Genomic DNA, 25,441 nt, shown 5'->3' with positions numbered 1-25,441 from the left:
CTAAATCATGGAAAGCCGGCTTCCACCCCTGAACGCGCTCAAGGCGTTTGAATCCGCTGCTCGCCATCTCTCGGTGAAGCTCGCGGCCGAGGAGCTATGCGTGACGCCGGGCGCGGTCAGTCAGATGCTCAAGACGCTCGAAGCCGATCTCGGCGTGAAGCTGTTCGAGCGGGTTCCGCGCGGCATCTATCTCACCGACGCCGGCCGCGACTATCTGCCGTCGATCCGCAACGCGTTTCGCCAGATCGCGGATGCCTCGCGCCGCGTCGCGGCATCGGTCGATGTCGGCACGCTCACGGTGAGCGTCACGCCGTTCTTTGCGTCGGCCTGGCTGGTGCCCCGCATGGCCTCGTTCCAGGATGCGCATCCCGAGATCGATCTGCAGATCGTCACCAGCAACACAGTGGTCGATTTCTCGCGCAGCGGCGTTGACGTCGCGGTGCGCCACGGCCTTGGCCGCTATCCGGGGCTGCGCAGCGACCGCGTCGTCACCGTGGAGATGGTGGCGGTGGCATCGCCGTCGCTGGTTGAGCGACTTGGCCGGCCGGCATCTCCGGGCGAACTCGCGGGCTGGCCGCAGGTGCATGACGCCGATCGCAAGGGGTGGAGCCTGTGGTTTCAGGCCAACGGCATCGCGGAGGTTCGCACGCCGCGCGGACCCTCGTTCGATGACAGCGGCCTTCTGCTGAAGGCCGTGCTGACGGGGCAAGGCGCGGGCCTGCTGCCGGCCGCGATGGTGGCAAATGAGATCGCGAGCGGTGAACTGGTCCAGCTGCTCGAGACTGCGCATCTGGAGGAGTTCGCCTACTATCTCGTCTGTCCCGACAACCGGCAGTCGCTTCCGAAGATCGCGGCGTTAAGGGAATGGATCCTGGGACCGGAGGCCCAGTCGGCGGCGGAGCACTAAACGCGACGAGATTATGCCAGGTCGAGCAACGGACTCTGCTTCACCTCGCCCCGTGTGCGGGGAGAGGCCGGATCGCATGGAGCGAAGCGCAATGTGATCCGGGTGAGGGGGAATCTCCACAAGTCTAACTCGAAGTTGTTTTGCGGATGCAGCCCTCACCCCAACCCTCTTCCCGTAAGAACGGGGAGACGGAGCACAGCGGCAGTGGACGGCTTACCGATAGAACGCGTTGGGCGGCAGGCCAAAATGCTTGCGGAACATCGCGGTGAAGGCGCTCTGGCTGGCATAGCCGGCATCGAGCGCGACATCGATCACGCGGGCGCCGCGCGCGAGGCGTTCGAGCGCGAACAGCAGGCGGGCCTGCTGACGCCATTCGCCGAACGTCATGCCGGTTTCCCTGGCGAACAGACGATGGATGGTCTTCGACGTCAGCTTCAGCCGGCGCGCCCATTGCTCCGCCGTGGAGCCATCGTCCGGGTGGGCCACCAGCGCGGCGCAGATCCGCGCGAGCCTTTCGTCGCGCGGCATCGGCAGGTGCAGCGGCAGCACATCGACTTCGCGCAGCTGGTCGAGCAGCACGCGCATCAGGCGCTCGTCGGAGGTCGCGGGCGCATAGTCCAGCGGGACGCGCATCGCGGCGACGAACAATTCGCGCAGCAGCGGCGAGACCGCGAACACGCAGCTGGCCCGCGGCAGATTGGGAGCCGCGTCGGCGTCCACGAACACGGTGCGGATCTTGACCGCGCCGCACATCCGGACCTCGTGCGCGAGATCGGCCACGAGCCACACCGCCCGGTTGGGCGGCACCACCCAGGTGCCTTCAGCGCAGCGCACGACCATCACGCCCTCGATCGCATAGAGCAGCTGGCCGCGCGGATGCGCGTGCAGGCCGGTCGACGCGCCGCTCGGATACTCGATCTCCATCGCCGCCATCGGCCGCGCCGTGGCGTGATAGTCGAGGTGCCGTGTGGTCAGCTCGTCCAACACGTCTTCATCTCGCATGTCCCAATCTCACTAGGTGAGGTCATTCTAGCGTGAGACGGACGTTAGCGCGACAGGTAGTTGCTGGAGCGTCCTTCACCAACGCGCTGCCGGGTCATGTTCAAGCAGAAAGTCGCACTTCTCTATCCCTTCGTTGCCATCGTGCTGTGGGCAGGCAACGTCATCGTTTCTCGCCTCTCGGCGCACACGATCGGTCCGCAGGCGATCACCTTCTATCGCCTGCTGGTCGCGGTGCTCTTGATGTCTCCGTTTGTGGCGCGCGGCGCCTGGCGCAATCGCCGTGCGATCTGGCCGCATCTTGGTCCGCTCGCGATCCTCGGCTTTCTTGCGATGTGCCTGTTCCAGAGCCTGTCGTATCTGGCGGCCGAGACCACCACCGCGACCAACATGGCGGTGTTCACCGCGCTGACGCCGCTCTTGACGGTCGCCCTCAGTGCCGCGCTGCTCGGCGAACCGCCGACGCTTGGCATGATCTGGGGCGCGCCGCTGTCGTTTGCGGGCCTCGTCTATCTCGTCAGCGGCGGCCACTTGTCGTCGTTATTGCAGAACGGCGTGCATGCGGGCGACGCGCTGATGCTGCTGGCCGCGATCGTCTATGCGCTGTACGGCGTGCTGCTGAAACGCTGGAATCTCCCGATCACTGGATGGCAATCCACCTACATGCAGGCGCTGTGCGCGCTGGCCGTGATGTTTCCCGCGTTCCTCGCGACGCCGGCGCCGCTGCGTCAGGTCAACGCCGAGACTTTGCCGCTGATCGTCTATGCCGGCGCGCTCGCCTCGGTCGTGCTGCCGTTCCTCTGGATCCGCGGCGTCGCGCAGCTCGGCCCGAACCGCTGCGCGATCTTCATGAATCTCTTGCCGGTGCTGACGGCCGCGGCCGCGATCGTGATGCTCGGCGAGCCGGTCAGGCCGTTCCACGTCATCGGCGGCGGCCTCGCGCTGCTCGGTGTCGCCTGCGCGCAAGCCTTGCCGCGGCCGCTAAAGATCACGATCGGTGCGCGATAACGAAGTGACGGATCGCCGATCTCGCTGTTTTGATCGCATGTGAGAAGCCAGGGCAGAATACAGCGCTACGCTCGGCGATCACCTGTTCGGTGAAACGGAGTGATCGTGATGCGTGTTGCCTTGCGTGTTTGCTTGCCTGTTGCCTTAGCCCTGACGTTGCCCCTTGTGGTCCTGTGGAGTGCGGATGCTGACGCCGCAAAGGCGCATCATCGTCGCGGGCGACAGCACCTCATCATCCGTCCAAGTGAACAGGTCGTGTCTCCGGACCGGTACGTATATCCGGGCTTTGGCCCGATCCCGCCCGGCGAGAACCGAAACCTCGATCCATCCACCCGCGGCAGCGGCTGACGTCGTCGCCGCCGCACTGATGCTTCATCGCATCGATCGCTCTGCCCGCGTGCAAGGAGCTGGTCAAAGACCGAGCTATGCTGCGTCGGTCACCAGCTTGTGCTGAGATCTCTCGGCGACGCGCTTTTCGAGCGTGGCAATCGTTCCCTTGAGATTGGCGTGCCGCTCATTGAGCGACCTTGCCAAAATCGGATACCTCGCGTCCGATCGGTCATAAATTCCCACGCGCGCTTCTTCGGTCGCGATGTCGGCTTCGATCTGCCGGCAGGCCAGGACGAGATCGGACAGCATCTTGCTGACCGTCGACTCGCGTCCGCTACGTCCGCCAGCTGTCTCAAAACGATGATGCATGTTCATTTGCGTGCTCCGAATGTCTGAGTTCGGCACACCGAGAACAGCTGGCGCCGAACTATTCACGGATACATCGCAAGTTCCCTGCCAGTTGGGGGTCCGTAAGAACACTGTCGGGGCGGTGCGGCGCGGCGTGTGCCGCCAGGGGGGGCGACAGTTTGATGGCTCGGACTAGTCTCGCCGCCACGCCGGAACGCAAGCACCCAGCGTGATGCGCTTGTAGTCTCGCGCGGCGTCCTGATCTCCCGCCTGTTCGGCAAACCTGACCGCTGCTTCCATGTCTTGAGCGGCGGACGCGCTGTCGCAGAATTGGCTGCGAATTTCAGCCCGGTATCGATATGCCCTGTAGTTCATCGGGTTGTACTGAAGCGCAAGGTTGTAGCTGCTTTGCTCCTCAGTGGCGCCTCGGCGCGCTTCATCCGACTGACTGCCGAAATTGGTTTGGCGATTGAGCGCCTGGAGTGTCCCGAGCTCCGTGTAACGCAGAGACATCGCACCGAGACTGGCAGGAAGTGCGTCACCCGACGAAGAAGGTTGCCTCGCCGAGGTACGTTCAATTTCGATCTTCTTGTACTTGATTGCGTTGCCGTAGTCCCGCAAGCCTTGGAAGGTGCTCGATATTTCGCCGGTGATCGACGCAAGATAAGCGGTCGAGAGGCGTCGATCGCTCAGCAGGTTGAGGCACGCCCGTATCTTTGCCTGCGCAGGCAAGACGTCGCGGCATTCCTTGTCAACCACACGCCACTCGTCCCGCGAATGCAGCGTCGGCGGCGTCTGCGCAGCAGGCAGAACGAGAACCAGCGCGAAACAGATCGCTGACCTGAGACCGCGACTTGGGCCATCCATCTATTTCTTCGCCTTCAGCTCGAGCTCGACCGGCCGGCGGATTCTTCGCGCGGGCGCCTTGATCATTTGATGCCAAATAATCAAGCCGAGGGAAAGCTGACGCGGTTCATGGATGGGCCTAAAAGTGGGGCCGTTCGTGACTGGGAAAGACCGAACGGCCCCAGCCGGCCCGTAGTGCCAAAATGGAAGAAATAGGCCGGCGCTCCAGTTACGGAGCCGCCGGACAAATGGTTTCACCAGAGCCAATTGACGTCGCTACCGTACGTCCCAATGCGGCTGCTTGCTATGAACGGGCGGGGTCGGCTTGACGGCAGGTCGTCAGGACAAACGCTGCCTTGCTACATTGCCACTCGCTGCCAAGCGCAGCGCTCGAGACCGGCCGCGGGGCAGCAGCGATCGCCAGCACAACAACCATGCAAGCCAGCGAAGTTGCGACCACGAGCCTGCCTGCCTTGGATGAGAAGCGCTGCCGTAACCAGGGACCCAAGTCGGCGGATCGGCGAAGCTGGGCGTTACGCAGAACCTGGTCGGTATCCTGGAAGTGGATGCCACTGTCTTGCTGCATGGCTTTACCCCGGAAATGTTCAGGTGAAATAAACAATGCGGGGATGGTGGGCGCGGTTTGTTGCGTGCTCGCTTCGCGGAGCCGGGAATGATGTTTCATTCACGCGGAGGTGACAACCGGTCCAGGCCAGGGGCCGATGCCGGCATTCCTCCAGGACGACCCTCTTAGGACCGCCGCTCAAGAGTGAGTAAAGGGCTGCTTTTTCTGCGGCTTATGGACAATACCGGGCGAACAAGAGAACTGGAAAATACTTTCGAAGTCACAGTCAGCGGTCGCACGCCAACACCGTTTTGGATATGGGCGATTGCCTCGGCGGTCCCCCATTTCGGATGGAGCAACGGCGAAGGCGCCATCAAAGGTGCGGCGCTCGCCGTGTTGTTCGCTGGCCTGCTCGATAGGCCGCTTCCGCGTCGTCTGCCCGGCTGGGCAACCGACTGGATCTGATCGAATCCCCAAAAAGTACGCCGCCGGTCTCAAAAATACACGCCCGGCGGCGTTTCCTTCCTGAACTGGGACACTGAAATCCCCAGCACGGTCCAGAGTGCAGGCACTATGCCATCGCGGTTCGCGCCGGGGCAGCTAAGTACCCATGTCGCGTCGCTGGATTGCTTGACCTAGATCAAACCCCACGACCGAAAAACAGCCTCGCATGCGCTCCTCCTGTAATTTCAATGGAGGGTAGCATGGCAGTAGTCGTGCAGTACGTGGTCAAGCCGAATCCAGGCGGTGACCTCGCAGGAATACTCGAATTGGCAAAGGAGAGTGCCGGGCTTTGGCGCAAGCATGGTGGCAAACCAAGGTTCTGGTCTGTCGCCGTCGGTGAAGCCGGCAATTTCGTTTTCTCAGTAAATTTTGAGACGTTTTCGGCTTATGGCGCGGCGGTTGACAAGCTGAACGCCGATCCAGCTTTCCAGACCTGGCAAGCGAAGAGATTGAAAGCGGGCTTGACCACCCTTGTGCGCGCGAACATGGCAATCGAGATTGAACTTTAAGGGAGCGCCGTTCAGCACGCCAAAAGTACGTCGCCGGGCTCGAAATGGCATTGTCCCGGCGGCGCTTCTTTATCCAGCCTTGGTCATATTTGCAGTAACGGTCGAACTGATCGCCGTCTCAAGTTTCGGAAAATGGGCGCGATTCTGAGAGATGAATTTGACCATGCTCTCGCACGAGGTTGTCACCATGTCTTAGGCACGACCTGTTACCCATGTCTCCGGGCTGGACAAATAGTTGGCTGGCGGAGACGGAGGGATTCGAACCCTCGATAGGCCTTTACAAGCCTATAACGGTTTAGCAAACCGCCGCCTTCAGCCACTCGGCCACGTCTCCAATGGCGCCGATATGCCCGAGAGGGCGCTGAGCCGCAAGCGGCAGATTCAGATTGCGCCAAGGTGATTTGAGGGCAGCTCGGCCGCCGGCCGTCCCCAAGCCTTTATAAACCGCGCCGATCGGCTCGTATCGGAGCGCGCGGTTGCTTAAAATGCAAGATATAACAATAGATTAGCTGGATCTTTGGTCGAGGCTGGAAGCTGCGGTCGCCCAGCCTGTTGAAAACCGGTTGCGCCGGCTCATTCCACGCTGGCGCCGCGTCGCAAATCGGCCTCGATCTGCAATTTGGTGCCGCCGCCGAACCGGGCGCGATAGACCTGCAGGTTTTCCATGATCCGCTGGACGTAGTTCCGCGTCTCCGAGAACGGAATCAGCTCGACCCAGTCGACCGCGTCGACCTTGGGATCGCGCGGATCGCCATAGCGCTCGATCCACTTCCGCACGCTGCCGCGGCCGGCATTGTAGGCGGCGAAGGTCAGGATGTAGGAGCCGCGATAGTCCTCGAGCAGGCCGCCGAGCTCGGCGGCGCCGAGCATCGCGTTGTAGACCGGATCGGTCTTCATCCGGTTGAGGTCGAAGCCGATGCCGGCGCGCTTGCAGACGTAACGTCCGGCGTCCGGCGTCACCTGCATCAGGCCGTAGGCCTGGGCCGGCGACACCACCGCAGGATTGAACGCGCTCTCCTGGCGCGCGATCGCGTAGACGACGCTTTGCTCGACCTCCGGCCCGACCTGGCGGAACGAGGGGATGCCGTTGACCGGATAGGCGTAATGATCGAACGGCAGTCCGCGGTTGAGCGCGGCCTTGCCCATCAGCAGCATGCCGCGGGCATCGCCGTGGCGCGCGGTGAGCTCGCCGAGGCCGGCAAGGGCTTCCGGATCGCCATTGTCGCCCATGTCGCCGAAGATCGGGATCGCGAGCTCGCGCGCGTCGATTTCGTAGAGCAGCGCCACCGCGCGCACGATCTCCAGCCGCTCGGCGCCGCGGCCGCGCGGCGCGCTGTTCAGCTCGATCTGCGGCAGGCCGAGCTTGGCACGCGCGAGCTGGCCGTAATAGCTGGTGGACTGCTCGGCCGCGCGTCCGTAGGCGGCGCGCGCCTCCTGGCCGCGGCCGGCGGCCTCGGCGGCGCGGCCCTGCCAATAGCCGGCACGCGCCAGCGCGGTCGGATTGGCGCTGCCGACGCCGATCCGCGCGAAATGCTGGGCGGCGAGGGCGGGATCGTTGAGGAAGCGCAGCGCGATCCAGCCCGAGGTGAATTCCTGCTCGGTCTTGTAGATGTCGCGGGCCGGCAGCGCCGCGTCGCGCGCGATCAGATAGGCGGTACGAAACTCGTTGGTGTCGATCATCTTGCGCGCCAGCAGCCGGCGCTCGATCCACCATTCGTCGACATTGTAGAGGCGGGAAGCTTCCTTCGGTGCGCTCAGCATCAGCCGCGCGGCTTCGGAGAATTTCTCCTCGCGGCGGAGCAACTGGATCCTGGCGAACAAGTAGCCGGTGTCGCCGGAGAGTTCGCTCGGCACGGCTTCCAGCAGCGCGCGCAGGTTCGAACCCTTGCGGGTGGCGGCGATGCGTGCTTTCGCGAGCGCCACGTAGCCGGAGCCAAGGCGCTTGGCTTCGCGCATGCCGGCGGCCTCGTTGTCGGTGCCGTACAGCATGGTGTCCATGCGTGCCTTGTGGTCGCCGGCAGTGAGGAAGGAGCCGAACAGCTCAAGCGCGGTGTTTTCGGTATCCTCGCTCATCCCGTCGTTGCGCCAGGCCTCGCGGACCAGCCGCTCGGCATTGCCGCGGTCGCCGCGTCCGATCATCACCTTGGCGAGCGCGAGCCGGCCCTTGGCCGAGACCGGCGATTCATTCTGGAACCAGGCCCAGACCGCGGAGTCGTCGCGGTGGTCGTCCCACAGCGACGCCTCGATGCGGCGACGCAGGAAGGTCTGCGACGGCCAGCTCGGATTGGCATCGAGGAAGGCGCGGTAGCGCTCGACCGAGGCGCCGTTGTCCTCGCTGCGCAGGATCAGCCATTCGGCAAGCTTGCGCGCGACCGGATCTGAGATCGAGGCCTCGGCCTCGGTGACGTCCGCCGGCTTGCGCTTGCGCAGCAGCTCGACGACGCTTGCAAGCGCTTCCTTGTCCGACTGCGACGTCGAGGATGTCGCGGCCACGGCCGCAGGCAGCACCGGCTTGCGCGCGATCGGCGCGGCATGCTGGCGGGTTGCCGGAACCAGTGCGGGCGCGGGCACCGACCTGTTCGATACAGTTCCCGTTGCAGCCGGAGCGGCGGGCTTGGCCGCGGTGGTCTTGGATGTGTTGGTCTTGGACGTGGTGCCCTTGGATTCCGTGGGCTTCGGAGCCGTTGCCTTGTGAGCTTCGGTCTTGGCGGGAGCGGCCTTGGCTCCGTCTGTCTTGACCGCGCCGGACTTGGACGACGTTGTCTTGTGAGCCTCGGTCTTGTGAGTGTCAGTCTTTTCAGCGTTGGTCTTGGCAGCGTCAGTCTTGGCGGCGCCGGGTTTGATTGCCGCTGGCTTTGAAGCCGCCGCCTTCGGAGCCGTGGACTTCGGCGTGGTCTTGGAGGCGGCGCCCTTGGAAGCCGCGTCTTGGGCAGCCGGCTTCGCGGTTGGAGCATCCTCGGCGGCCCAGGCATCGGCCGTGATGGCGGCAAGGCCGACAACGAGCGCCAGGCTCGTCGCCAGCGCCGTCGACCGCAATGTGCCTGCACGAACGGAACGGATCACAGAAGTCCTCTGCGGCCCCGAATCATCTGGTCGTTTGGGCCATGGGTTCTTATTTGATTGAAAACGTACACAAAATACTAAGAAGCCTGCCGGTGCGGCTGTTTGCGCCAGCACAACGGCAAAATCGCGGCTGGAAACGATTTCGCGCGCCGCAGATTACCGCTGGGAATAGGTACGGTACGGCCCTTTCGCCTGTCCGCCAGACCCGATATGAATTGCCTTTCATGGCGTTTCGCAACAACCGGGTGCCGGTCGCACGGACGTGAAGCGCGCCAACAACAAAGGTCCGTCGACCTAGCCTTTAGCCTGAAGCGTTTGGAGGAAGTCCATGGCAGCCAAGACAAAATTCCGGGGATCATTCACTGCCTTGGTGACGCCCTTCAAAAACGGCTCGGTGGACGAAGCCGCCTTCCGCGGCCTTGTGAACTGGCAGATCGCCGAGGGCACCCACGGCCTGGTGCCGGTCGGCACCACCGGCGAGAGCCCGACGCTGAGCCACGACGAGCATAAGCGGGTGGTCGAGTGGTGCATCGAGGAGGCCAAGGGCCGGGTGCCCGTGATCGCCGGCGCCGGTTCGAATTCGACCAAGGAGGCGATCGAGCTCGCCGAGCACGCCGAGAAGGCCGGCGCCACCGCGGTGCTGGTCGTGACGCCGTACTACAACAAGCCGACGCAGGAAGGCATGTATCAGCACTTCAAGGCGATCAACGATGCGATCGGCATTCCGATCATCATCTACAACATCCCGCCGCGCTCGGTGATCGACATGTCGGTCGACACCATGAAGCGGCTGTTCGAGCTGAAGAACATCGCCGGCGTCAAGGACGCCACCGCGAGCATGGTGCGGGTCTCGCAGCAGCGCGCCGCGATGGGCGAGGATTTCAACCAGCTCTCCGGCGAGGACGCCACCATCATCGGCTACATGGCCCATGGCGGCCACGGCTGCATCTCGGTGACCTCGAACGTCGCGCCGCGGCTGTGCTCGGAGTTCCAGACCGCCTGGCAGAAGGGCGACGTCACCACGGCACTGAAGATCCATGACAAGCTGATGCCGCTGCACACCAACCTGTTCATCGAGAGCAATCCGGCGCCGGTGAAATACGCGATGTCGCTGCTCGGCAAGCTCGACGAGAAGCTGCGCCTGCCGATGGTGCCGGTCACCGAAGCGACCCGCCAGGCGGTCCGCAGCGCCATGGTCCATGCCGGCCTGATCAACTGAGCCGGACCGCGACCGCCGTGAACAGTGCCGTGCGCAATGTCGAGCAGAAGGGGATGGGCATGCTGAAGGAATTCCGCGAATTCGCCATGAAGGGCAATGTCGTCGACCTCGCCGTCGCCGTCATCATCGGTGCAGCCTTCGGCGCGATCGTCACCTCGCTGGTCGGCGACATCATCATGCCGATCATCGGCGCGATCACGGGCGGACTCGACTTCTCCAACTATTTCACCGGGCTTTCCAAGGCCGTGAACGCGACCAACCTCGCCGACGCCAAGAAGCAGGGCGCGGTGCTGGCCTGGGGCAGCTTCCTGACGCTGACGCTCAATTTCCTGATCGTCGCTTTCGTGCTGTTCATGGTCGTCCGCTTCATGAATCAGTTCAAACGCAAGGATGAGGCCAAGCCCGCCGAACCGCCGAAGCCGTCCGACGAAGTCGTGCTACTGACGGAAATCCGCGACCTCCTCAAGAAGAGCTAAAGTGGCCGAGAAGAACGAACGCCCGATCAAGGTTGTTGCCGAAAACCGAAAGGCCCGCTTCAACTACGCAATCGAGGACACGATCGAGGCCGGCATTTCGCTGACCGGCACCGAGGTGAAATCAATCCGCAACGGCAAGAGCACGATCGCGGAATCCTATGCGGATTCCAAGAACGGCGAGATCTGGCTGATCAACGCCAATATTCCTGAATATCTGCAGGCCAACCGCTTCAACCACGAGCCGAAGCGGCCGCGGAAGCTGCTGCTGCATCGCAAGCAGATCAACAAGCTGCTCGGAGCGGTCGACCGCGAGGGCATGACGCTCATTCCGCTGAAGCTGTATTTCAACGAGCGCGGCCGTGCCAAACTGCTGCTTGCGGTCGCCAAGGGCAAGAAGCTGCACGACAAGCGCGAGACCGAGAAGAAGCGCGACTGGAGCCGCGAGAAGGGCCGCCTGATGCGGGCGCGGGGATAGCGTTCAAGTCGTCATTGCGAGGAGCGAAGCGACGAAGCAATCCATCTGTCCAGTGCGCGTCTCTATGGATTGCTTCGCTTCGCTCGCAATGACGACCGAGGGAGATTTGGGTCATGAGCCAATCGAGCCTTACTGACGTCGACTGGAGCAAGATTCCGGCGCCGACGGATGACGGCGGCGCGGGGCATCTGACCGGCATGACGATCCCGCCGGTCAGGCTGCGTGCCACCGACGACACCGCGGTGGCGCTGTCGGCGTTCAAGGGCCGCACCGTGGTGTTCGCCTATCCGCGAACCGGCGAGCTCGGCAAGATCGGGCTGGTCGACGATTGGGATATGATCCCCGGCGCCCGCGGCTGCACCCCGCAGACCTGCGCATTCCGTGATCTGTTCGCCGAGCTGAAGGCGGCCGGTGCCGCCCAGGTGTTCGGGCTGTCGACGCAAAGCAACGCTTACCAGACCGAGATGGCCTCGCGCCTGCATCTGCCGTTCCCGGTGCTGTCCGACGAAGCGCTGGAACTGACGCACACGTTGAAGTTGCCGACGATGTCGGTGGCGGGCCTGACGCTGATCAAGCGGCTCGCGCTGGTGATCGACGACGCGCGCATCACGCATGTGTTCTATCCGGTGTTCCCGCCCGACCGGAACGCCGGAGATGTGCTGGAATGGCTGAAGGCCAATCCGCGGTCGGACTAGCTAGACTAGAGCAATACGAAGTTATGGGGCCGTCGCAGGTCGCGCTGCCAGAATATCGAAAACAACCCCATGCAAAGTAGCCGGCGGCGGCCGGCGTTCACCCAGGCAACTTGACACGTCGGGCAATTCAGGGGTATTTTCTATTATTCCGAAGTCGCGCGAGCGTCCAGCATTTGCATGCTTTGGATAGCGGTTCGCAAAGCGGATACCGGAAGGGGCGCTAGCCGAGCTCCTTGCGCACGGTCGCGAAGACCTTGCGGAACATATCGGTCGTCAACACGCCCGTGTTCGTGTTGTAGCGCGAGCAGTGGTAGCTGTCGTAGAGCTTGAATTTGCCCGCACTATGCACGGCACCGTGCACAAAGGGCGCGGCAGCCAAACGAACATCCAGTGCCTTGAGAGTCGATTCGTGGGCGATTCGCCCGAGCAGCACGATCGCGCGCAGCTTCGGCATCGCGGCGATGGTGGCGCGGAGGAATTGCCGGCAGGTGTTGATCTCGGCCGGCAGCGGCTTGTTCTGCGGCGGCACGCAGCGCACCGCATTGCTGATCCGGGCGTCGACCAGCTTCAGGCCGTCGTCCGGCCGCGCCTGATAGACGCCGCTGGCAAAACCATATTCGAGCAAGGTCGCGTAGAGCAGATCACCGGCGTAGTCGCCGGTGAAGGGACGGCCGGTGCGGTTGGCGCCCTGCAGGCCCGGCGCGAGCCCCACGATCAACAACCGCGCATTCGGATCGCCGAACGATTCCACCGGCGAGTTGAACCAGTCCGGATGCAGTGCGCGCGCCTGCGCGCGGAAGTCGGCCAGCCTGACACAAAGCTGACAGTTGCTGTCGGGGCGCGTAGCAGCAGCGACGAGATTACTCGTCGAAATCGTCATCGGCTCCCCGTGGGGCCATGGTGGTCGCGCGCTGCAGGAATTGCGGGGAGTGGTGGCGCGGTTCGCGCGGGGCCGGGCGTTCGGACGGATCACGGCCAAGCTTGGATTGCAACTCGACGAGGTCGGTGAAGACGTCGGCCTGGCGGCGCAGCTCGTCAGCGATCATCGGCGGCTGGCTGGCGATGGTGGAGATGACCGTGACGCGAACGCCGCGGCGCTGCACTGCTTCCACCAGCGAACGGAAGTCGCCATCGCCGGAAAACAGAATCATCTGGTCGATGTGCTCGGCGAGTTCCATGGCATCGACGGCGAGCTCGATGTCCATGTTGCCCTTCACCTTGCGGCGGCCGCTGGCGTCGATGAATTCCTTGGTCGCCTTGGTGACGACGGTGTAGCCGTTGTAATCGAGCCAGTCGATCAACGGGCGGATCGACGAATACTCCTGATCCTCGATGATCGCCGTGTAGTAGAACGCACGGAGCAGGGTGCCGCGACTCTGGAACTCCTTGAGGAGGCGCTTGTAGTCGATGTCGAAGCCCAGCGTCTTTGCGGTGGCGTAAAGATTCGCTCCGTCGATGAAGAGCGCGATCTTGTTGGAAACAGGTGACGACATCAAAGTGTTCTCGCGTGGTTGTTAGTGTTCTTAGCGCGGCGGTGATCAACCGCGCGCAATTTCCGGCGTTGCTGCCTAAAGTTCTGTGAATCTTTCCCCACGACAGTCACCACCGCAATTATGGTGAGGCGAGGGCAAAAAGCCTAGACCCTTGACATTGCAATGAAGAGATTTACTCGCCTGGGACAGCAACCTGGCCATGTCGTCAGACGCTCCGGCCCTTCTGGCCCCCGTCAGACCGGGTTATCAGAGCCTGTTCGGAAGGCAAATCACAAATTTTACCTTGCGAAACCGGGGCTAGGCCTATAACTAACCCTCATAACCTACATGTTCGGTCCCTTTTACCACGGAGCGCCTCGAGATGGCTCGCGTCACCGTCGAAGATTGCATTGACAAGGTCGACAATCGTTTCGACCTCGTCCTGTTGGCCGCGCATCGCGCCCGGATGATCTCCTCGGGGTCGCAACTCACGGTTGATCGCGACAACGACAAGAATCCGGTCGTCTCGCTGCGCGAGATTGCCGATTCGACGATCTCGCCGGAAGACCTGAAAGAGGAACTCGTTCACTCCCTGCAGAAGTTCGTCGAGGTCGACGAGCCCGAGCCCGACACCGTGCCGCTGATCGGTTCCGCCGGTGCCAGCGTCGACGCCGACGACACCGAGGTGGCGGTCGAGCGGATGACCGAGGAAGAGCTGCTGAAGGGCCTCGAGGGTCTGGCGCCCCCGGAGGAGCAGCCCGAGGAAGACGAGTAAGCTCGCCGTCGTTTCGAACAGATTTGCCGAAGGCCCGGACATTGCTCCGGGCCTTTGCTTTTGTTGACAATTTTGCTGTTACGGTGCGTCCTACGCGGACGCGGGAAATTGAATGGTTCCAGGGCCCGCGCGGGGTGCTGCTTCATTGGAAAGCGCACTAGATTGAGGAAAGGTGGGACGTTCCGGTCCCGCGCGAGAGGCAGCGAGTTCATGGCGTATCGACGCCGCAGTTCCATCCAGATGCAAGCTGCAACCGAAATGGTCGCGGTGGCGCCGACGTCGTCCACGGCGGAGAGGCCGGCCAAGCCGCGGACGCGAATGATGCGACAATATGACCTTGTCGAGCGCGTCCGCTCCTACAACCCCGACACCAACGAAGACCTGCTCAACCGCGCCTATGTCTACGCCATGAAGGCGCACGGCACGCAGACCCGTGCTTCCGGCGATCCCTATTTCTCGCATCCGCTCGAGGTCGCCGCGATCCTCACCAACCTCAAGCTCGACGACGCCACGATCGTGGCAGCGCTGCTGCACGACACGATCGAGGACACCGAGGCGACGCGGGCCGAGATCGACAATGTGTTCGGCCACGAGATTGGCGCACTGGTCGAAGGCCTGACCAAGCTGAAGCGGCTGGAACTGGTATCGCGCGAGGCCAAGCAGGCCGAGAATTTGCGCAAGCTGCTGCTTGCGATCGCCGACGACGTCCGCGTGCTGCTGATCAAGCTCGCCGACCGGCTGCACAACATGCGCACGCTGGAATTCGTGCCGCCGGCCTCGCGCCGCCGCATCGCCGAGGAGACGCTGGATATCTATGCGCCGCTGGCCGGTCGCATGGGTATGCACGAGATGCGCGAGGAACTCGAGGACCTTTCGTTCTTCGTGCTCGATCCAGAGGCCTATGCGGTGGTCAAGCAGCGGCTCGACTCGCTGGCCGAGCGCAACCGCAATTTGATCGGCGAGATCGAAACCCAGCTCTCCAAGAACCTGCAGAAGAACGGCATCACCGCGCGGGTATTCGGCCGCCGCAAGCAGCCGTTTTCGATCTGGACCAAGATGGAGCGCAAGTCGGTCGGCTTCGAGCAGCTGTCCGATATCTACGGCTTCCGCATCATCCTCGACGATGTCGGCGCCTGCTACCGCGCGCTCGGCATCGTCCACACCACCTGGCCGGTGGTGCCGGGCCGCTTCAAGGACTACATCTCGACCCCGAAGCAGAACGACTACCGCTCGATCCACACCACGGTGATCGGGCCGGGCAAGCAGCGCGTCGAGCTGCAGATCCGCACCGAGGACATGAACCAGATCGCCGAGTTCGGTATCGCCGCGCATGCCTTCTACAAGGAGGGCGCGGGCTCGCCGCACGAGCGGCTGAAGCACGAGTCCAACGCCTTCGCCTGGCTGCGCCACACCATCGGCATCCTCTCGGAAAGCGCCAATCCGGAAGAATTCCTCGAGCACACCAAGCTCGAGCTGTTCCACGACCAGGTGTTCTGCTTCACGCCGAAGGGCAAGCTGATCGCGCTGCCGCGCAACGCCAACGTGATCGATTTCGCCTATGCCGTTCACACCGGTGTCGGCAACAGCGCGGTCGGCTGCAAGATCAACGGCAAGTTCGCGCCGCTGTCCTCCGAGCTGCAGAACGGCGACGAGGTCGAGGTGCTGACCTCGAAGGCACAGTCGGCGCCGCCGTCGGCCTGGGAGGCGCTCGCCCGCACCGGCAAGGCGCGGGCTGCGATCCGCCGTGCCACCCGCGACGCGGTGCGCGACCAGTATGCCGGCCTCGGCCGCCGCATCGTCGACCGCCTGTTTGCCCGTGCCAAGATCGAATACGCCGACGACAAGCTGAAGGGTGCGTTGCCGCGGCTCGCGCGCGGCTCGATCGAGGACGTGATGGCTTCGGTCGGGCGCGGCGAGATCAAGGCCTCCGACGTCGCACGCGCGATGTATCCCGATTACAAGGAAGAGCGGCTGGTGCGCTACGGTGCCAAGAAGGGTCTCGCCGCCAAGCTGAAGACGCAGAACCCGCCGCACCCGGCGCGCGCAACCTCGGTGATCCCGGTGCGCGGCATCAATTCCGACCTGCCGGTGAAGTTCGCGCCGAACGGCGGTGCGGTGCCGGGCGACCGGATCGTCGGCATCGTCACGCCGGGCGAGGGGATCACGATCTATCCGATCCAGTCGCCGGCGCTGAAAGATTTCGAGGAGGAGCCGGAGCGCTGGCTCGACGTGCGCTGGGATATCGACGAGACCATGCCGCAGCGCTTCCCGGCCCGTATCCTGGTCCACAATGTCAACGAGCCCGGCAGCCTCGCCCAGATCGCGACCGTGATCGCCGAGCACGACGGCAATATCGACAACATCCACATGTCGCGCCAATCGCCCGATTTCACGGAGCTGACCATCGATCTTGAGGTCTATGACCTCAAGCATCTCAGCGCTATCATCGCCCAGTTGCGCGCCAAGGCCGTCGTCGCTCGGGTCGAGCGCGTCAATGGGTAACGTCTCGTCGTTGCCGGGCTTGACCCGGCAACCCATCTTTCCAAAAGGATGGATGCGCGGGTCAAGCCCGCACATGACGGGCTAGATTGCAGGTCAAAGAGATGTCCAAAACTCCGCCGCTGCGTCTCGGTATCAATGTTGATCACGTCGCCACCCTTCGCAACGCCCGGGGCGGAGCGCGGCCCGATCCGGTGCGGCTGGCGCTTGCCGCGATCGCGGCCGGCGCCGACGGCATCACCGCGCATTTGCGCGAGGATCGCCGCCACATCCGCGATGAGGACATGGCGCGGCTCAAGGCCGAGATCTCCAAGCCGCTGAATTTCGAGATGGCGGCGACCGACGACATGCTGCGGATCTCGCTCGCCACCAAGCCGCACGCGGTTTGCCTGGTGCCGGAACGGCGCCAGGAGCTCACCACCGAAGGCGGCCTCGACGTGGTCGGCCAGCACAACGCACTGGCGCCGTTCATCGCGCGGCTGGGTGACGCCGGCATCCGCGTCTCGCTGTTCATTGCCGCCGATCCCAGGCAGATCGAGATGGCCGCGAAGCTGAAGGCGCCCGTGATCGAGATCCACACCGGCGGCTGGTGCGACGCTGTGGTCGACGGCCACCAGGACAAGGCGGAGGCCGAATGGAAGCGCATCGTCGCCGGTGCCAGGCTGGCGCAGGCGGCCGGGCTCGAGGTCCATGCCGGCCACGGGCTCGACTATGACACCGCGGAGACGATTTCCGCGCTGCCCGAAATCCGGGAGTTGAACATCGGTTATTTCATGATGGGCGAGGCACTGTTCGTCGGCATCGCCGGGACGGTGCGTGAGATGCGTGCGGCGATGGACCGCGGCCGCGCCAGGGCGCAGGGTGGCGTCAGCGCATGATCATCGGCATCGGCTCCGACCTGATCGACATCACCCGGGTGGCCAAGGTGATCGAGCGCCATGGCGAGCGATTCCTCGATCGCATCTTCACCGACGCCGAGCGCGCCAAGGCGATGCGCCGTGCCAACAACGAGAAGATGGTGGTCGCAACCTACGCCAAGCGCTTTGCCGCCAAGGAAGCTTGCTCCAAGGCGCTCGGCACCGGTATCCGGCGCGGGGTGTGGTGGAAGGACATGGGCGTCGTGAACCTGCCGGGCGGGCGGCCGTCGATGCGGCTGACCGGCGGGGCGCTGGCCCGGCTGCAGGAACTGACGCCCGAGGGCATGCAGGCGCAGATCGACCTTTCGATCACCGACGATTGGCCGTTGGCCCAGGCCTTCGTCATAATTTCGGCGGTTGCCCCCGCCAGATGATCCCGCGGTGCCGGATTCTGCCGGAAAACTTCAGCAAACTAAAAAATCATTGATATTTCAATGAATTGCGAAGTTTTGAGGCGGCGATTGATTGCACCCCTGCGAACAACCGTCTAAAACGCCGCAGGGTTATATCGAGCGAGACGCTGATTCCGGGTTTAGGCCGGAATTTGCCCTCAAGATCAGAATCAAGGCCATTTTCCTCACGCGAAGGCCGAACGCTTCGCGCGAAGAGAACGTTCTGCCACCGCGTGGACATCAGTCCACGGGAATTGAGAAAGCAATGAGCGTGACCACCGGGACCAAATCTGAAAGCGGCTTGGGCGAGACCATCCGCGTCGTCATCCATGCTCTTCTGATCGCGCTCGTCATCCGCACCTTCCTGTTCCAGCCGTTCAACATCCCCTCCGGGTCGATGAAGGCGACGCTCCTGGTCGGCGACTACCTGTTCGTCTCGAAATATTCCTATGGCTACAGCCACTATTCGATCCCGTTCTCGCCGAACATTTTCTCGGGCCGCATCTTCGGCTCGGAGCCGAACCGCGGCGACATCGTGGTGTTTCGCCTGCCGCGGGATGACTCCACCGACTACATCAAGCGCGTCATCGGGCTGCCCGGCGACCGCATCGAGGTGAAGAGCGGGCTGCTCTACATCAACGATGAGCCGATCAAGCGGGAGCGGCTGAGCGATTTCGTCGGCGAGGATCCCTGCGGCTCGGCGGATGCGACCGCCCGCGTCAAGCGCTGGAAGGAGACGCTGCCGAACGGCGTCAGCTATGAGACGCTGGACTGCACCGACAACAGCTACATGGACAACACCATCGTCTACACCGTTCCGCCCGGGCATTTCTTCATGATGGGCGACAACCGCGACAACTCCACCGACAGCCGCTTCCTGTCGCAGGTCGGCTACGTGCCGTTCGAGAACATCATCGGGCGAGCCCAGATGATCTTCTTCTCGATCGCCGAGGGCGAGCAGGCCTGGATGATCTGGCGCTGGCCGCTTGCCGTGCGGTGGAATCGCCTATTCTCTATCGTGCGATGAACGACGATACCGCATCCATCAACGATCCAGCGCCGACCGGCGAGCCGAGCCAGACGCCTGCCGCCGACGGCACAGCCGCGCCGAAGAAGCGGCGCAGCAAGGCGGCCAAGGCCGCTGAGGAGAAGGCCGCGATCGCCGGCACCGAGGCGCGGATCGGGTACACGTTCCAGGATCCCGCGCTGCTGACCACCGCGTTCACCCACGTCTCCGCGCTGAAGCCCGCCACCCGCAACCGCGCCGACAGCTACCAGCGGCTGGAGTTCCTCGGCGACCACGTGCTCGGGCTGATCGTGTCGGACATGCTGTTCCGGTCGTTCCCCAAGGCCGACGAGGGCGAATTGTCGAAGCGGCTCGCCGACCTCGTGCGCAAGGAGAGCTGCGCCGACGTCGCCAAGGCGCTCGGGCTGCTCGAGGACATCAAGCTCGGCATGGTGAAGGCGGTCGAGGGCGCCCGGCTGCGCAAGTCCGTGCTCGGCGATATCTGCGAAGCGGTGATCGGGGCGATCTTCCTCGACGGCGGCTACGAGGCTGCGCGCCAGTTCGTCGAGCGCAACTGGACCGAACGGATGCACAAGCTGCGCCGGCCGCTGCGCGATCCCAAGACCGTGTTGCAGGAATGGGCCCAGGGCAAGGGGCTGCCGACGCCGGTCTATCGCGAGGTCGAACGCACCGGTCCGCATCACGATCCACAATTCCGCGTTGCGGTCGACCTGCCGGGCCTGGCCTCCGCCGAGGGCCTCGGTGGCAACAAGCGCGCGGCCGAGAAGGCGGCGGCATCCGCGATGATCGAGCGCGAAGGCGTCGGCACCAATGACTGACGAGGCCAAAGGGCAAGGGGACGCGACGCGCTGTGGCTTCGTCGCGCTGATCGGTGCGCCCAATGTCGGCAAGTCGACGCTGGTCAACGCGCTGGTGGGCTCCAAGGTCACGATCGTCTCGCGCAAGGTGCAGACCACGCGCGCGCTGATCCGCGGCATCGTGATCGAAGGCAACGCGCAGATCATCCTGGTCGACACGCCCGGCATCTTCGCGCCGCGGCGCCGGCTTGACCGCGCCATGGTATCGACCGCCTGGAGCGGCGCGCACGACGCCGATCTCGTCTGCGTGCTGCTCGATGCGAAGTCGGGCCTCGACGAAGAGGCCAACGCGATCCTGGCCAAGCTCGAAACCGTCGCGCATCCGAAGATCCTGGTGCTGAACAAGGTCGATCTCGTGCAGCGCGAAAAGCTGCTGGCGCTGGCGCAGGCCGCCAACGAGCGGATGCGCTTCGAGCACACCTTCATGATTTCGGCGCTATCCGGCGACGGCGTTGCCGATTTGCGCCAGACGCTCGCCAAGCTGGTGCCGGCGGGGCCGTTCCTCTATCCCGAGGACCAGATGTCGGATGCGCCGATGCGGCATCTGGCGGCCGAGATCACGCGCGAGAAGATCTACAGCCATCTGCATCAGGAACTGCCGTACCAGTCGACGGTCGAGACCGACAGCTGGACCGACCGCAAGGACAAGTCGATCCGCATCGAGCAGACGATTTTTGTCGAGCGCGAGAGCCAGCGCAAGATCGTGCTCGGCAAGGGCGGCGCCACCATCAAGTCGATCGGCGCGCAGGCGCGTGCCGAGATCGCCGAGATCATGGGCGTCCCCGTGCATCTGTTCCTGTTCGTCAAGGTGCGCGAGAACTGGGGTGACGATCCCGACCGCTACAAGGAAATGGGACTGGAATTCCCCAAGGAATAAGAGTCGACGCTTGCATGAACGTGCCCAGAAATGTGCTGTGGTTTGAGGTTCTGCTCTATATGTCGCTGACGCTGGATGCGCTGTCGGTGGCGTTCCAGGACCGCACGCCGACCGTCCTGAAGACCGAGCAGGTGATCATGGGCGAGACCCTGACGGCCGGCTGCATGATCCTGCTCCTGATGTATTTCGTCCGGCTTGCCGCGCAGCACCGCAAGAACTGGCCGCGCTGGGCGCTGCTCGCGGTGCTTGTCTTGTCGGTGATGTCCCTGGTGCAGGTCATCGGCGCAAGGGGCATGGAGATCGACAGCGCCATCGAGGTGGTGTCATGCATCCTGACCACGGCCGGGCTGTATTATTCCTTCACCGGCGACGCGCGGGGCTGGTTCAACGCGTAGCGAATGACGCGTGCGGAAAGCTGCGTTCATCCGCGGAATCCTGCTAGACTCCGCACATGGAATGGACCGACGAAGGCATCGTGCTGGGCGTGCGGCGGCATGGCGAATCCTCCGCCATCGTCGAGCTGTTGACGCGCGAGCACGGCCGCCATCTCGGCCTGGTGCGCGGCGGCGCCAGCTCGCGGATGCGGCCGCTGCTGCAGCCCGGCAACAGCGTCACCGCGGTGTGGCGGGCGCGGCTCGACGAGCATCTCGGCATGTATGCGCTGGAAGGCACGCGGCTGCGCGCTGCGACGCTGCTCGGCTCGTCGCATGCGGTCTATGGTGTCACGCATCTGGCGGCGCTGGCCCGGCTACTGCCCGAGCGCGATCCGCATGAGGACATCTACGAGATGCTGGAGGGGACGCTCGACGATTTCGAGGACGCAGGCGTTGCCGCCGTGCATCTGATCCGGTTCGAGCTCGCGATGCTGACCGAGCTCGGCTTCGGGCTCGACCTGGAAAACTGCGCAGCCACCGGGGAGACCACCGACCTGATCTATGTGTCGCCGAAATCCGGCGGCGCGGTGTCGCGCGCCGCCGGCGAGCCATGGCGCGACCGGCTGTTGCCGCTGCCGGCGTTCCTGCGCGAAGGCGAGGGCGGCGCCAACAGCTGGTCGGACCAGGACCTGCTCGACGGCTTCCAGATCACCGGCCTGTTCCTGCTCCGCCACGTGCTGGAGCCCCGCGGCCAGGGCCATTCCGACGCCCGCGACGGATTTATCAACGCCGTGACGCGGCGGCGGGGCCGGAGCGCGGTTCCGTAAGGCCGATTCGGGCCTTAAATTCCCGCTGATTCGCGGCTTGCCCGATTCAGCGCTAAGGTTTAACGCCTCCCCATGGGAAAACGACAGATACCGCCGGAAGAGCCGGCCGAAATTCACGAGGTGCCGCTGCGTGATGCGCTCGAGGAGCGCTATCTCGCCTATGCGCTCTCGACCATCATGCATCGCGCGCTGCCGGACGCCCGCGACGGGTTGAAGCCGGTGCATCGGCGCATCCTCTACGGCATGGACCTGCTCGGGCTCGACCCGCGCGCCGCGTTCAAGAAGTCGGCCAAGATCGTCGGCGACGTGATGGGCTCGTTCCATCCTCACGGCGACCAGGCGATCTACGACGCCATGGTGCGCCTGGCGCAGGATTTCTCCTCGCGCTACCCGCTGGTCGACGGCCAGGGCAATTTCGGCAATATCGACGGCGACAACCCGGCCGCCTACCGCTACACCGAAGCGCGCATGACCGAGGTCGCGCGCCTCTTGCTCGAAGGCATCGACGAGGACGGCGTCGAGTTTCGTCTCAACTATGACGGCCAGTCGAAAGAGCCGGTGGTGCTGCCGGGCGGCTTCCCGAACCTGCTCGCCAACGGCGCGCAGGGCATCGCGGTCGGCATGGCGACCTCGATTCCGCCGCACAACGCCGCCGAGCTCTGCGACGCCGCGCTGCATCTGATCGAGAAGCCCGACGCCAAGTCGAAGGCGCTGCTGAAATGGGTCAAGGGCCCGGACTTCCCGACCGGCGGCATCGTGGTCGATTCCAAGGAAGCGATCGTCGAGGCCTACACCACGGGGCGCGGCTCGTTCCGCACCCGTTCGCGCTGGACCCAGGAGGAAGGCGCCCGCGGCACCTGGGTGGTCGTCGTCACCGAGATCCCGTGGCTGGTGCAGAAGTCGCGGATCGTCGAGAAGATCGCCGAGCTCATCAACGAGAAGAAGCTGCCACTGGTCGCCGACGTCCGCGACGAGTCGGCCGAGGACGTCCGGCTCGTGATCGAGCCGAAATCGCGCACCGTCGATCCGGCGCTGATGATGGAGTCGCTGTTCCGGCTGACCGAGCTGGAAAGCAAGATCTCGCTGAACCTCAACGTGCTGATCAAGGGCCGCATCCCCAAGGTGGTCGGCCTTGCCGAGTGCCTGCGTGAATGGCTCGACCACCTGCGCGACGTGCTGGTCCGGCGGACCAAATTCCGCAAGACCCAGATCGAGCACCGCCTGGAAGTGCTGGGCGGCCACCTCGTCGCCTATCTGAACCTCGACAAGGTGATCAAGATCATCCGGACCGAGGACGAGCCGAAGCCGGTCTTGATGAAGACCTTCAAGCTCACGGAGATCCAGGCCGATGCCATCCTCAACATGCGCCTGCGCAATCTGCGCCGCCTGGAGGAGATGGAGATCCGCACCGAGGACAAAGATCTTCGCAAGGAGCTGAAGGGCATCGAGGGCCTGCTCGGTTCCGAGACGGAGCAATGGGCCAAGGTCAGCGATCAGGTGCGCAAGGTCCGCGATATCTTCGGGCCGAAGACGCCGCTCGGCAAGCGCCGCACCACCTTCGCCGATGCGCCCGAGCATGACCTCGCCGCGATCGAGGAAGCGCTGGTCGAGCGCGAGCCGTGCACCGTCGTGATCTCAGAGAAGGGCTGGGTACGGACGCTGAAGGGCCATGTCGAGGACCTCTCGGGGCTTGCCTTCAAGACCGACGACAAGCTCGAGCACTCGTTCTTTGCCGAGACCACCTCGAAGCTGTTGCTGTTCGCGACCAACGGCAAGTTCTACTCGCTCGACGTGGCAAAGCTGCCGGGCGGCCGCGGCCATGGCGAGCCGATCCGCATGTTCATCGACCTCGAGCAGGACGCCGCGATCATCTCGCTGTTCGTCAACAAGGGCGAGCGCAAGTTCCTGATCGCGAGCAGCGAGGGGCAGGGTTTTGTCGTCAAGGAAGAGGACTGCGTCGGCAACACCCGCAAGGGCAAGCAGGTGCTCAATGTCGAGATGCCGAACGAGGCCCGCGCGATCACGACCGTGAACGGCGACACCGTTGCGGTGATCGGCACCAACCACAAGATGGTGCTGTTCGGCCTCGACCAGGTGCCGGAGATGGCGCGCGGCCGCGGCGTGCGCCTGCAGAAATACACCAGCGCGTCGCTGTCTGACGTTGCGGTGTTCGACGCCAAGGCCGGCTTGAGCTGGAAGGATTCCGCCGGCCGCGAGCACAGCATGACCATGAAGGAACTGGCCGACTGGCGCGGCAACCGCGCCGACGCCGGCCGGCTCGCCCACGGCCTGCCGAAGTCGAATAAGTTCAATCGCGGCGTGGAGTAACGGTGTTGTAGCCCGGATGAAGCGAAGCGAAATCCGGGAGCTCGCGCCGGATCACCAGTGATCCCGGATTGCGCTGCGCTCCATCCGGGCTACGGGGGCTCAGTGCGCGGTGTGATAGTATCCACATTTCACCGCGCTATAACCGTCGCCGACGACATTGGGCGACGGTTGCCATGGCGCACAATCACGACCACGACCACAGCGGTCATTCTCACGGACATGCCGGGCATTCCCATGCCGGGCACAGCCACGCGCCCGACAGTTTCGGCACGGCCTTTGCGGTCGGCGCGTCGCTGAACACCGCTTTCGTCGTCGCGGAGCTGATCTTCGGCTATTCCGCCAACTCGTTGGCGCTGGTCTCCGACGCGGTTCACAATCTCTCCGACGTCATCGCGCTGCTGTTGGCCTGGGGCGGGGCATGGCTCGCCGGCAGGCGGCCGACCGATACTCACACCTATGGCTACCGTCGCGCCTCGATCCTGGCGGCGCTGTTCAATGCCGGGTTGCTCCTGATCGCGGTCGGCGGCATCGCGGTCGAGGCGATCAATCGCTTGCGCGAGCCGGCGGAGGTCGCAAGCTGGACCGTGGTCTGGGTCGCGGCGCTCGGCATCCTGATCAATGGCGGCACCGCGCTGCTGTTCATGCGCGGCCGCGACAGCGACCTCAATGTCCGCGGCGCCTATCTGCACATGGCGGCGGATGCCGGTGTCTCGCTCGGCGTCGTGATCGCCGCGCTCCTGATCATGGCGACCGGCTGGCAGTGGCTCGATCCGGCGATCAGCCTGGTGATCGCCGTGATGGTGCTGCTGAGTGGCTGGGAGCTCGCCCACGACAGCGTCAACCTCGCGCTCGACGCGGTGCCGAGGGGGATCGATCTCAAGCAGGTGCGGGATTATCTCATCGCGCTCGAAGGCGTCACCGAGGTGCACGACCTGCACATCTGGGCGATGAGCACCAGCGAGACCGCGCTGACCGCGCATCTGGTGCGGCCCGGCGGACACGACGATGTCTTCCTGCATCACGTCTGCGCCGAGCTCTCGGAGCGGTTCAGCATCCACCACGCGACACTGCAGGTCGAGATCAGCAGCGAGACCTGCCGGCTGGCGCCGGCGGAAATGGTCTAGCCGACGCGGCCGCCACGCACTCGCATTC

General features: G+C 64.1%; 25 protein-coding genes and 1 tRNA gene. 19 read left to right on the top strand and 7 right to left on the bottom strand.

What is annotated here, in order from left to right:
* Positions 1 to 7: 7 nt before the first annotated feature.
* Positions 8 to 907: a transcriptional regulator GcvA gene (gcvA, locus tag ACZBJS_RS00485; protein ID WP_316394986.1), complete on the top strand. Its 900-nt coding sequence runs from the start codon at positions 8 to 10 to the stop codon at positions 905 to 907.
* Positions 908 to 1,120: 213 nt separating this feature from the next.
* Here gcvA and ACZBJS_RS00480 read toward each other — a convergent pair whose 3' ends face one another.
* Positions 1,121 to 1,909 carry an AraC family transcriptional regulator gene (locus tag ACZBJS_RS00480; protein WP_316394985.1) on the bottom strand — a complete coding sequence of 263 codons (789 nt, stop codon included), beginning with the start codon at positions 1,907 to 1,909 and terminating at the stop codon, positions 1,121 to 1,123.
* Positions 1,910 to 2,005: 96 nt separating this feature from the next.
* Here ACZBJS_RS00480 and ACZBJS_RS00475 point away from each other — a divergent pair, with 96 nt between their 5' ends.
* Complete coding sequence (locus ACZBJS_RS00475; protein ID WP_316394984.1) at positions 2,006 to 2,914, top strand: DMT family transporter; 909 nt, start codon at positions 2,006 to 2,008, stop codon at positions 2,912 to 2,914.
* A 423-nt stretch (positions 2,915 to 3,337) separates the two neighbouring features.
* Here ACZBJS_RS00475 and ACZBJS_RS00470 read toward each other — a convergent pair whose 3' ends face one another.
* Entirely contained in the window at positions 3,338 to 3,619 is a 282-nt protein-coding gene (locus tag ACZBJS_RS00470; protein WP_141341851.1) for a hypothetical protein, read from the bottom strand.
* A 165-nt stretch (positions 3,620 to 3,784) separates the two neighbouring features.
* Entirely contained in the window at positions 3,785 to 4,459 is a 675-nt protein-coding gene (locus tag ACZBJS_RS00465) for a hypothetical protein (protein ID WP_316394983.1), read from the bottom strand.
* A 748-nt stretch (positions 4,460 to 5,207) separates the two neighbouring features.
* Here ACZBJS_RS00465 and ACZBJS_RS00460 point away from each other — a divergent pair.
* Together ACZBJS_RS00460 and ACZBJS_RS00455 are read left to right on the top strand one after the other, a co-directional pair.
* Positions 5,208 to 5,468 (top strand): hypothetical protein, encoded by a 261-nt coding sequence (locus tag ACZBJS_RS00460; RefSeq protein WP_253639738.1) that lies wholly within the window; start codon positions 5,208 to 5,210, stop codon positions 5,466 to 5,468.
* A gap of 239 nt (positions 5,469 to 5,707) precedes the next feature.
* Positions 5,708 to 6,016, top strand: coding sequence for a hypothetical protein (locus ACZBJS_RS00455; protein WP_157340985.1), 309 nt, complete (start codon positions 5,708 to 5,710; stop codon positions 6,014 to 6,016).
* Positions 6,017 to 6,256: 240 nt separating this feature from the next.
* Here the strand turns inward: ACZBJS_RS00455 and ACZBJS_RS00450 are convergent.
* Both ACZBJS_RS00450 and ACZBJS_RS00445 read right to left on the bottom strand, forming a co-directional pair.
* A tRNA-Ser gene (locus ACZBJS_RS00450) sits at positions 6,257 to 6,350 on the bottom strand.
* Between the two features lie 239 nt (positions 6,351 to 6,589).
* The gene (locus tag ACZBJS_RS00445) at positions 6,590 to 9,076 is read right to left on the bottom strand and encodes a transglycosylase SLT domain-containing protein (protein WP_410469698.1); all 2,487 of its coding nucleotides are present in this window, start codon (positions 9,074 to 9,076) and stop codon (positions 6,590 to 6,592) included.
* Between the two features lie 331 nt (positions 9,077 to 9,407).
* Between ACZBJS_RS00445 and dapA the strand changes: the two genes are divergently transcribed.
* The 4 genes from dapA (at position 9,408) to ACZBJS_RS00425 (ending at position 11,944) form a co-directional block, all read left to right on the top strand.
* Positions 9,408 to 10,298 carry a 4-hydroxy-tetrahydrodipicolinate synthase gene (gene dapA / locus ACZBJS_RS00440; protein ID WP_076834417.1) on the top strand — a complete coding sequence of 297 codons (891 nt, stop codon included), beginning with the start codon at positions 9,408 to 9,410 and terminating at the stop codon, positions 10,296 to 10,298.
* Positions 10,299 to 10,357: 59 nt separating this feature from the next.
* A complete protein-coding gene (gene mscL, locus ACZBJS_RS00435; RefSeq protein WP_057020874.1) occupies positions 10,358 to 10,774 on the top strand; it encodes a large conductance mechanosensitive channel protein MscL in 417 nt (138 codons plus the stop codon).
* Between the two features lies 1 nt (position 10,775).
* The gene (gene smpB, locus ACZBJS_RS00430; protein ID WP_076834415.1) at positions 10,776 to 11,249 is read left to right on the top strand and encodes an SsrA-binding protein SmpB; all 474 of its coding nucleotides are present in this window, start codon (positions 10,776 to 10,778) and stop codon (positions 11,247 to 11,249) included.
* A 113-nt stretch (positions 11,250 to 11,362) separates the two neighbouring features.
* On the top strand, positions 11,363 to 11,944 hold the full coding sequence (locus ACZBJS_RS00425; RefSeq protein WP_463438249.1) for a peroxiredoxin: 582 nt from the start codon (positions 11,363 to 11,365) through the stop codon (positions 11,942 to 11,944).
* Positions 11,945 to 12,164: 220 nt separating this feature from the next.
* Here the strand turns inward: ACZBJS_RS00425 and ACZBJS_RS00420 are convergent, their stop codons facing one another.
* Both ACZBJS_RS00420 and ACZBJS_RS00415 read right to left on the bottom strand, forming a co-directional pair.
* A complete protein-coding gene (locus ACZBJS_RS00420) occupies positions 12,165 to 12,824 on the bottom strand; it encodes a uracil-DNA glycosylase (protein ID WP_076834401.1) in 660 nt (219 codons plus the stop codon).
* Entirely contained in the window at positions 12,805 to 13,437 is a 633-nt protein-coding gene (locus ACZBJS_RS00415) for a LabA-like NYN domain-containing protein (RefSeq protein ID WP_016844002.1), read from the bottom strand. The genes ACZBJS_RS00420 and ACZBJS_RS00415 overlap by 20 nt, the downstream gene beginning before the upstream one ends.
* Positions 13,438 to 13,798: 361 nt before the next feature.
* Between ACZBJS_RS00415 and rpoZ the strand changes: the two genes are divergently transcribed.
* The 11 genes from rpoZ (at position 13,799) to ACZBJS_RS00360 (ending at position 25,413) form a co-directional block, all read left to right on the top strand.
* Complete coding sequence (gene rpoZ / locus ACZBJS_RS00410) at positions 13,799 to 14,191, top strand: DNA-directed RNA polymerase subunit omega (RefSeq protein WP_016844003.1); 393 nt, start codon at positions 13,799 to 13,801, stop codon at positions 14,189 to 14,191.
* A 210-nt stretch (positions 14,192 to 14,401) separates the two neighbouring features.
* The gene (locus ACZBJS_RS00405) at positions 14,402 to 16,693 is read left to right on the top strand and encodes a RelA/SpoT family protein (RefSeq protein WP_316394981.1); all 2,292 of its coding nucleotides are present in this window, start codon (positions 14,402 to 14,404) and stop codon (positions 16,691 to 16,693) included.
* Between the two features lie 101 nt (positions 16,694 to 16,794).
* Positions 16,795 to 17,568, top strand: a complete 774-nt coding sequence (locus ACZBJS_RS00400; protein ID WP_057020753.1) for a pyridoxine 5'-phosphate synthase — start codon at positions 16,795 to 16,797, stop codon at positions 17,566 to 17,568.
* On the top strand, positions 17,565 to 17,981 hold the full coding sequence (gene acpS / locus ACZBJS_RS00395; RefSeq protein ID WP_021078359.1) for a holo-ACP synthase: 417 nt from the start codon (positions 17,565 to 17,567) through the stop codon (positions 17,979 to 17,981). Before ACZBJS_RS00400 ends, acpS begins: the two co-directional genes overlap by 4 nt.
* Positions 17,982 to 18,264: 283 nt before the next feature.
* Positions 18,265 to 19,026: a signal peptidase I gene (gene lepB / locus ACZBJS_RS00390; RefSeq protein WP_028333840.1), complete on the top strand. Its 762-nt coding sequence runs from the start codon at positions 18,265 to 18,267 to the stop codon at positions 19,024 to 19,026.
* Positions 19,023 to 19,844 (top strand): ribonuclease III, encoded by an 822-nt coding sequence (rnc, locus tag ACZBJS_RS00385; protein ID WP_057020752.1) that lies wholly within the window; start codon positions 19,023 to 19,025, stop codon positions 19,842 to 19,844. The genes lepB and rnc overlap by 4 nt, the downstream gene beginning before the upstream one ends.
* Positions 19,837 to 20,760, top strand: a complete 924-nt coding sequence (gene era, locus ACZBJS_RS00380; RefSeq protein WP_016844010.1) for a GTPase Era — start codon at positions 19,837 to 19,839, stop codon at positions 20,758 to 20,760. Before rnc ends, era begins: the two co-directional genes overlap by 8 nt.
* Before the next feature lie 14 nt (positions 20,761 to 20,774).
* Entirely contained in the window at positions 20,775 to 21,155 is a 381-nt protein-coding gene (locus tag ACZBJS_RS00375) for a hypothetical protein (protein ID WP_168858143.1), read from the top strand.
* Between the two features lie 56 nt (positions 21,156 to 21,211).
* Positions 21,212 to 21,961, top strand: coding sequence for a DNA repair protein RecO (gene recO, locus ACZBJS_RS00370; protein ID WP_057020749.1), 750 nt, complete (start codon positions 21,212 to 21,214; stop codon positions 21,959 to 21,961).
* Positions 21,962 to 22,033: 72 nt separating this feature from the next.
* Complete coding sequence (gene parC / locus ACZBJS_RS00365; RefSeq protein ID WP_076834399.1) at positions 22,034 to 24,289, top strand: DNA topoisomerase IV subunit A; 2,256 nt, start codon at positions 22,034 to 22,036, stop codon at positions 24,287 to 24,289.
* Positions 24,290 to 24,462: 173 nt separating this feature from the next.
* The gene (locus ACZBJS_RS00360; RefSeq protein ID WP_076834397.1) at positions 24,463 to 25,413 is read left to right on the top strand and encodes a cation diffusion facilitator family transporter; all 951 of its coding nucleotides are present in this window, start codon (positions 24,463 to 24,465) and stop codon (positions 25,411 to 25,413) included.
* Positions 25,414 to 25,441: the final 28 nt, after the last annotated feature.

The sequence above is a fragment of the Bradyrhizobium sp. KZN70725 genome (genome assembly GCF_055264925.1).
The sequence above is the reverse complement of the archived record's forward strand: the minus strand, read 5'-3'. Positions and strand labels throughout refer to the sequence as shown.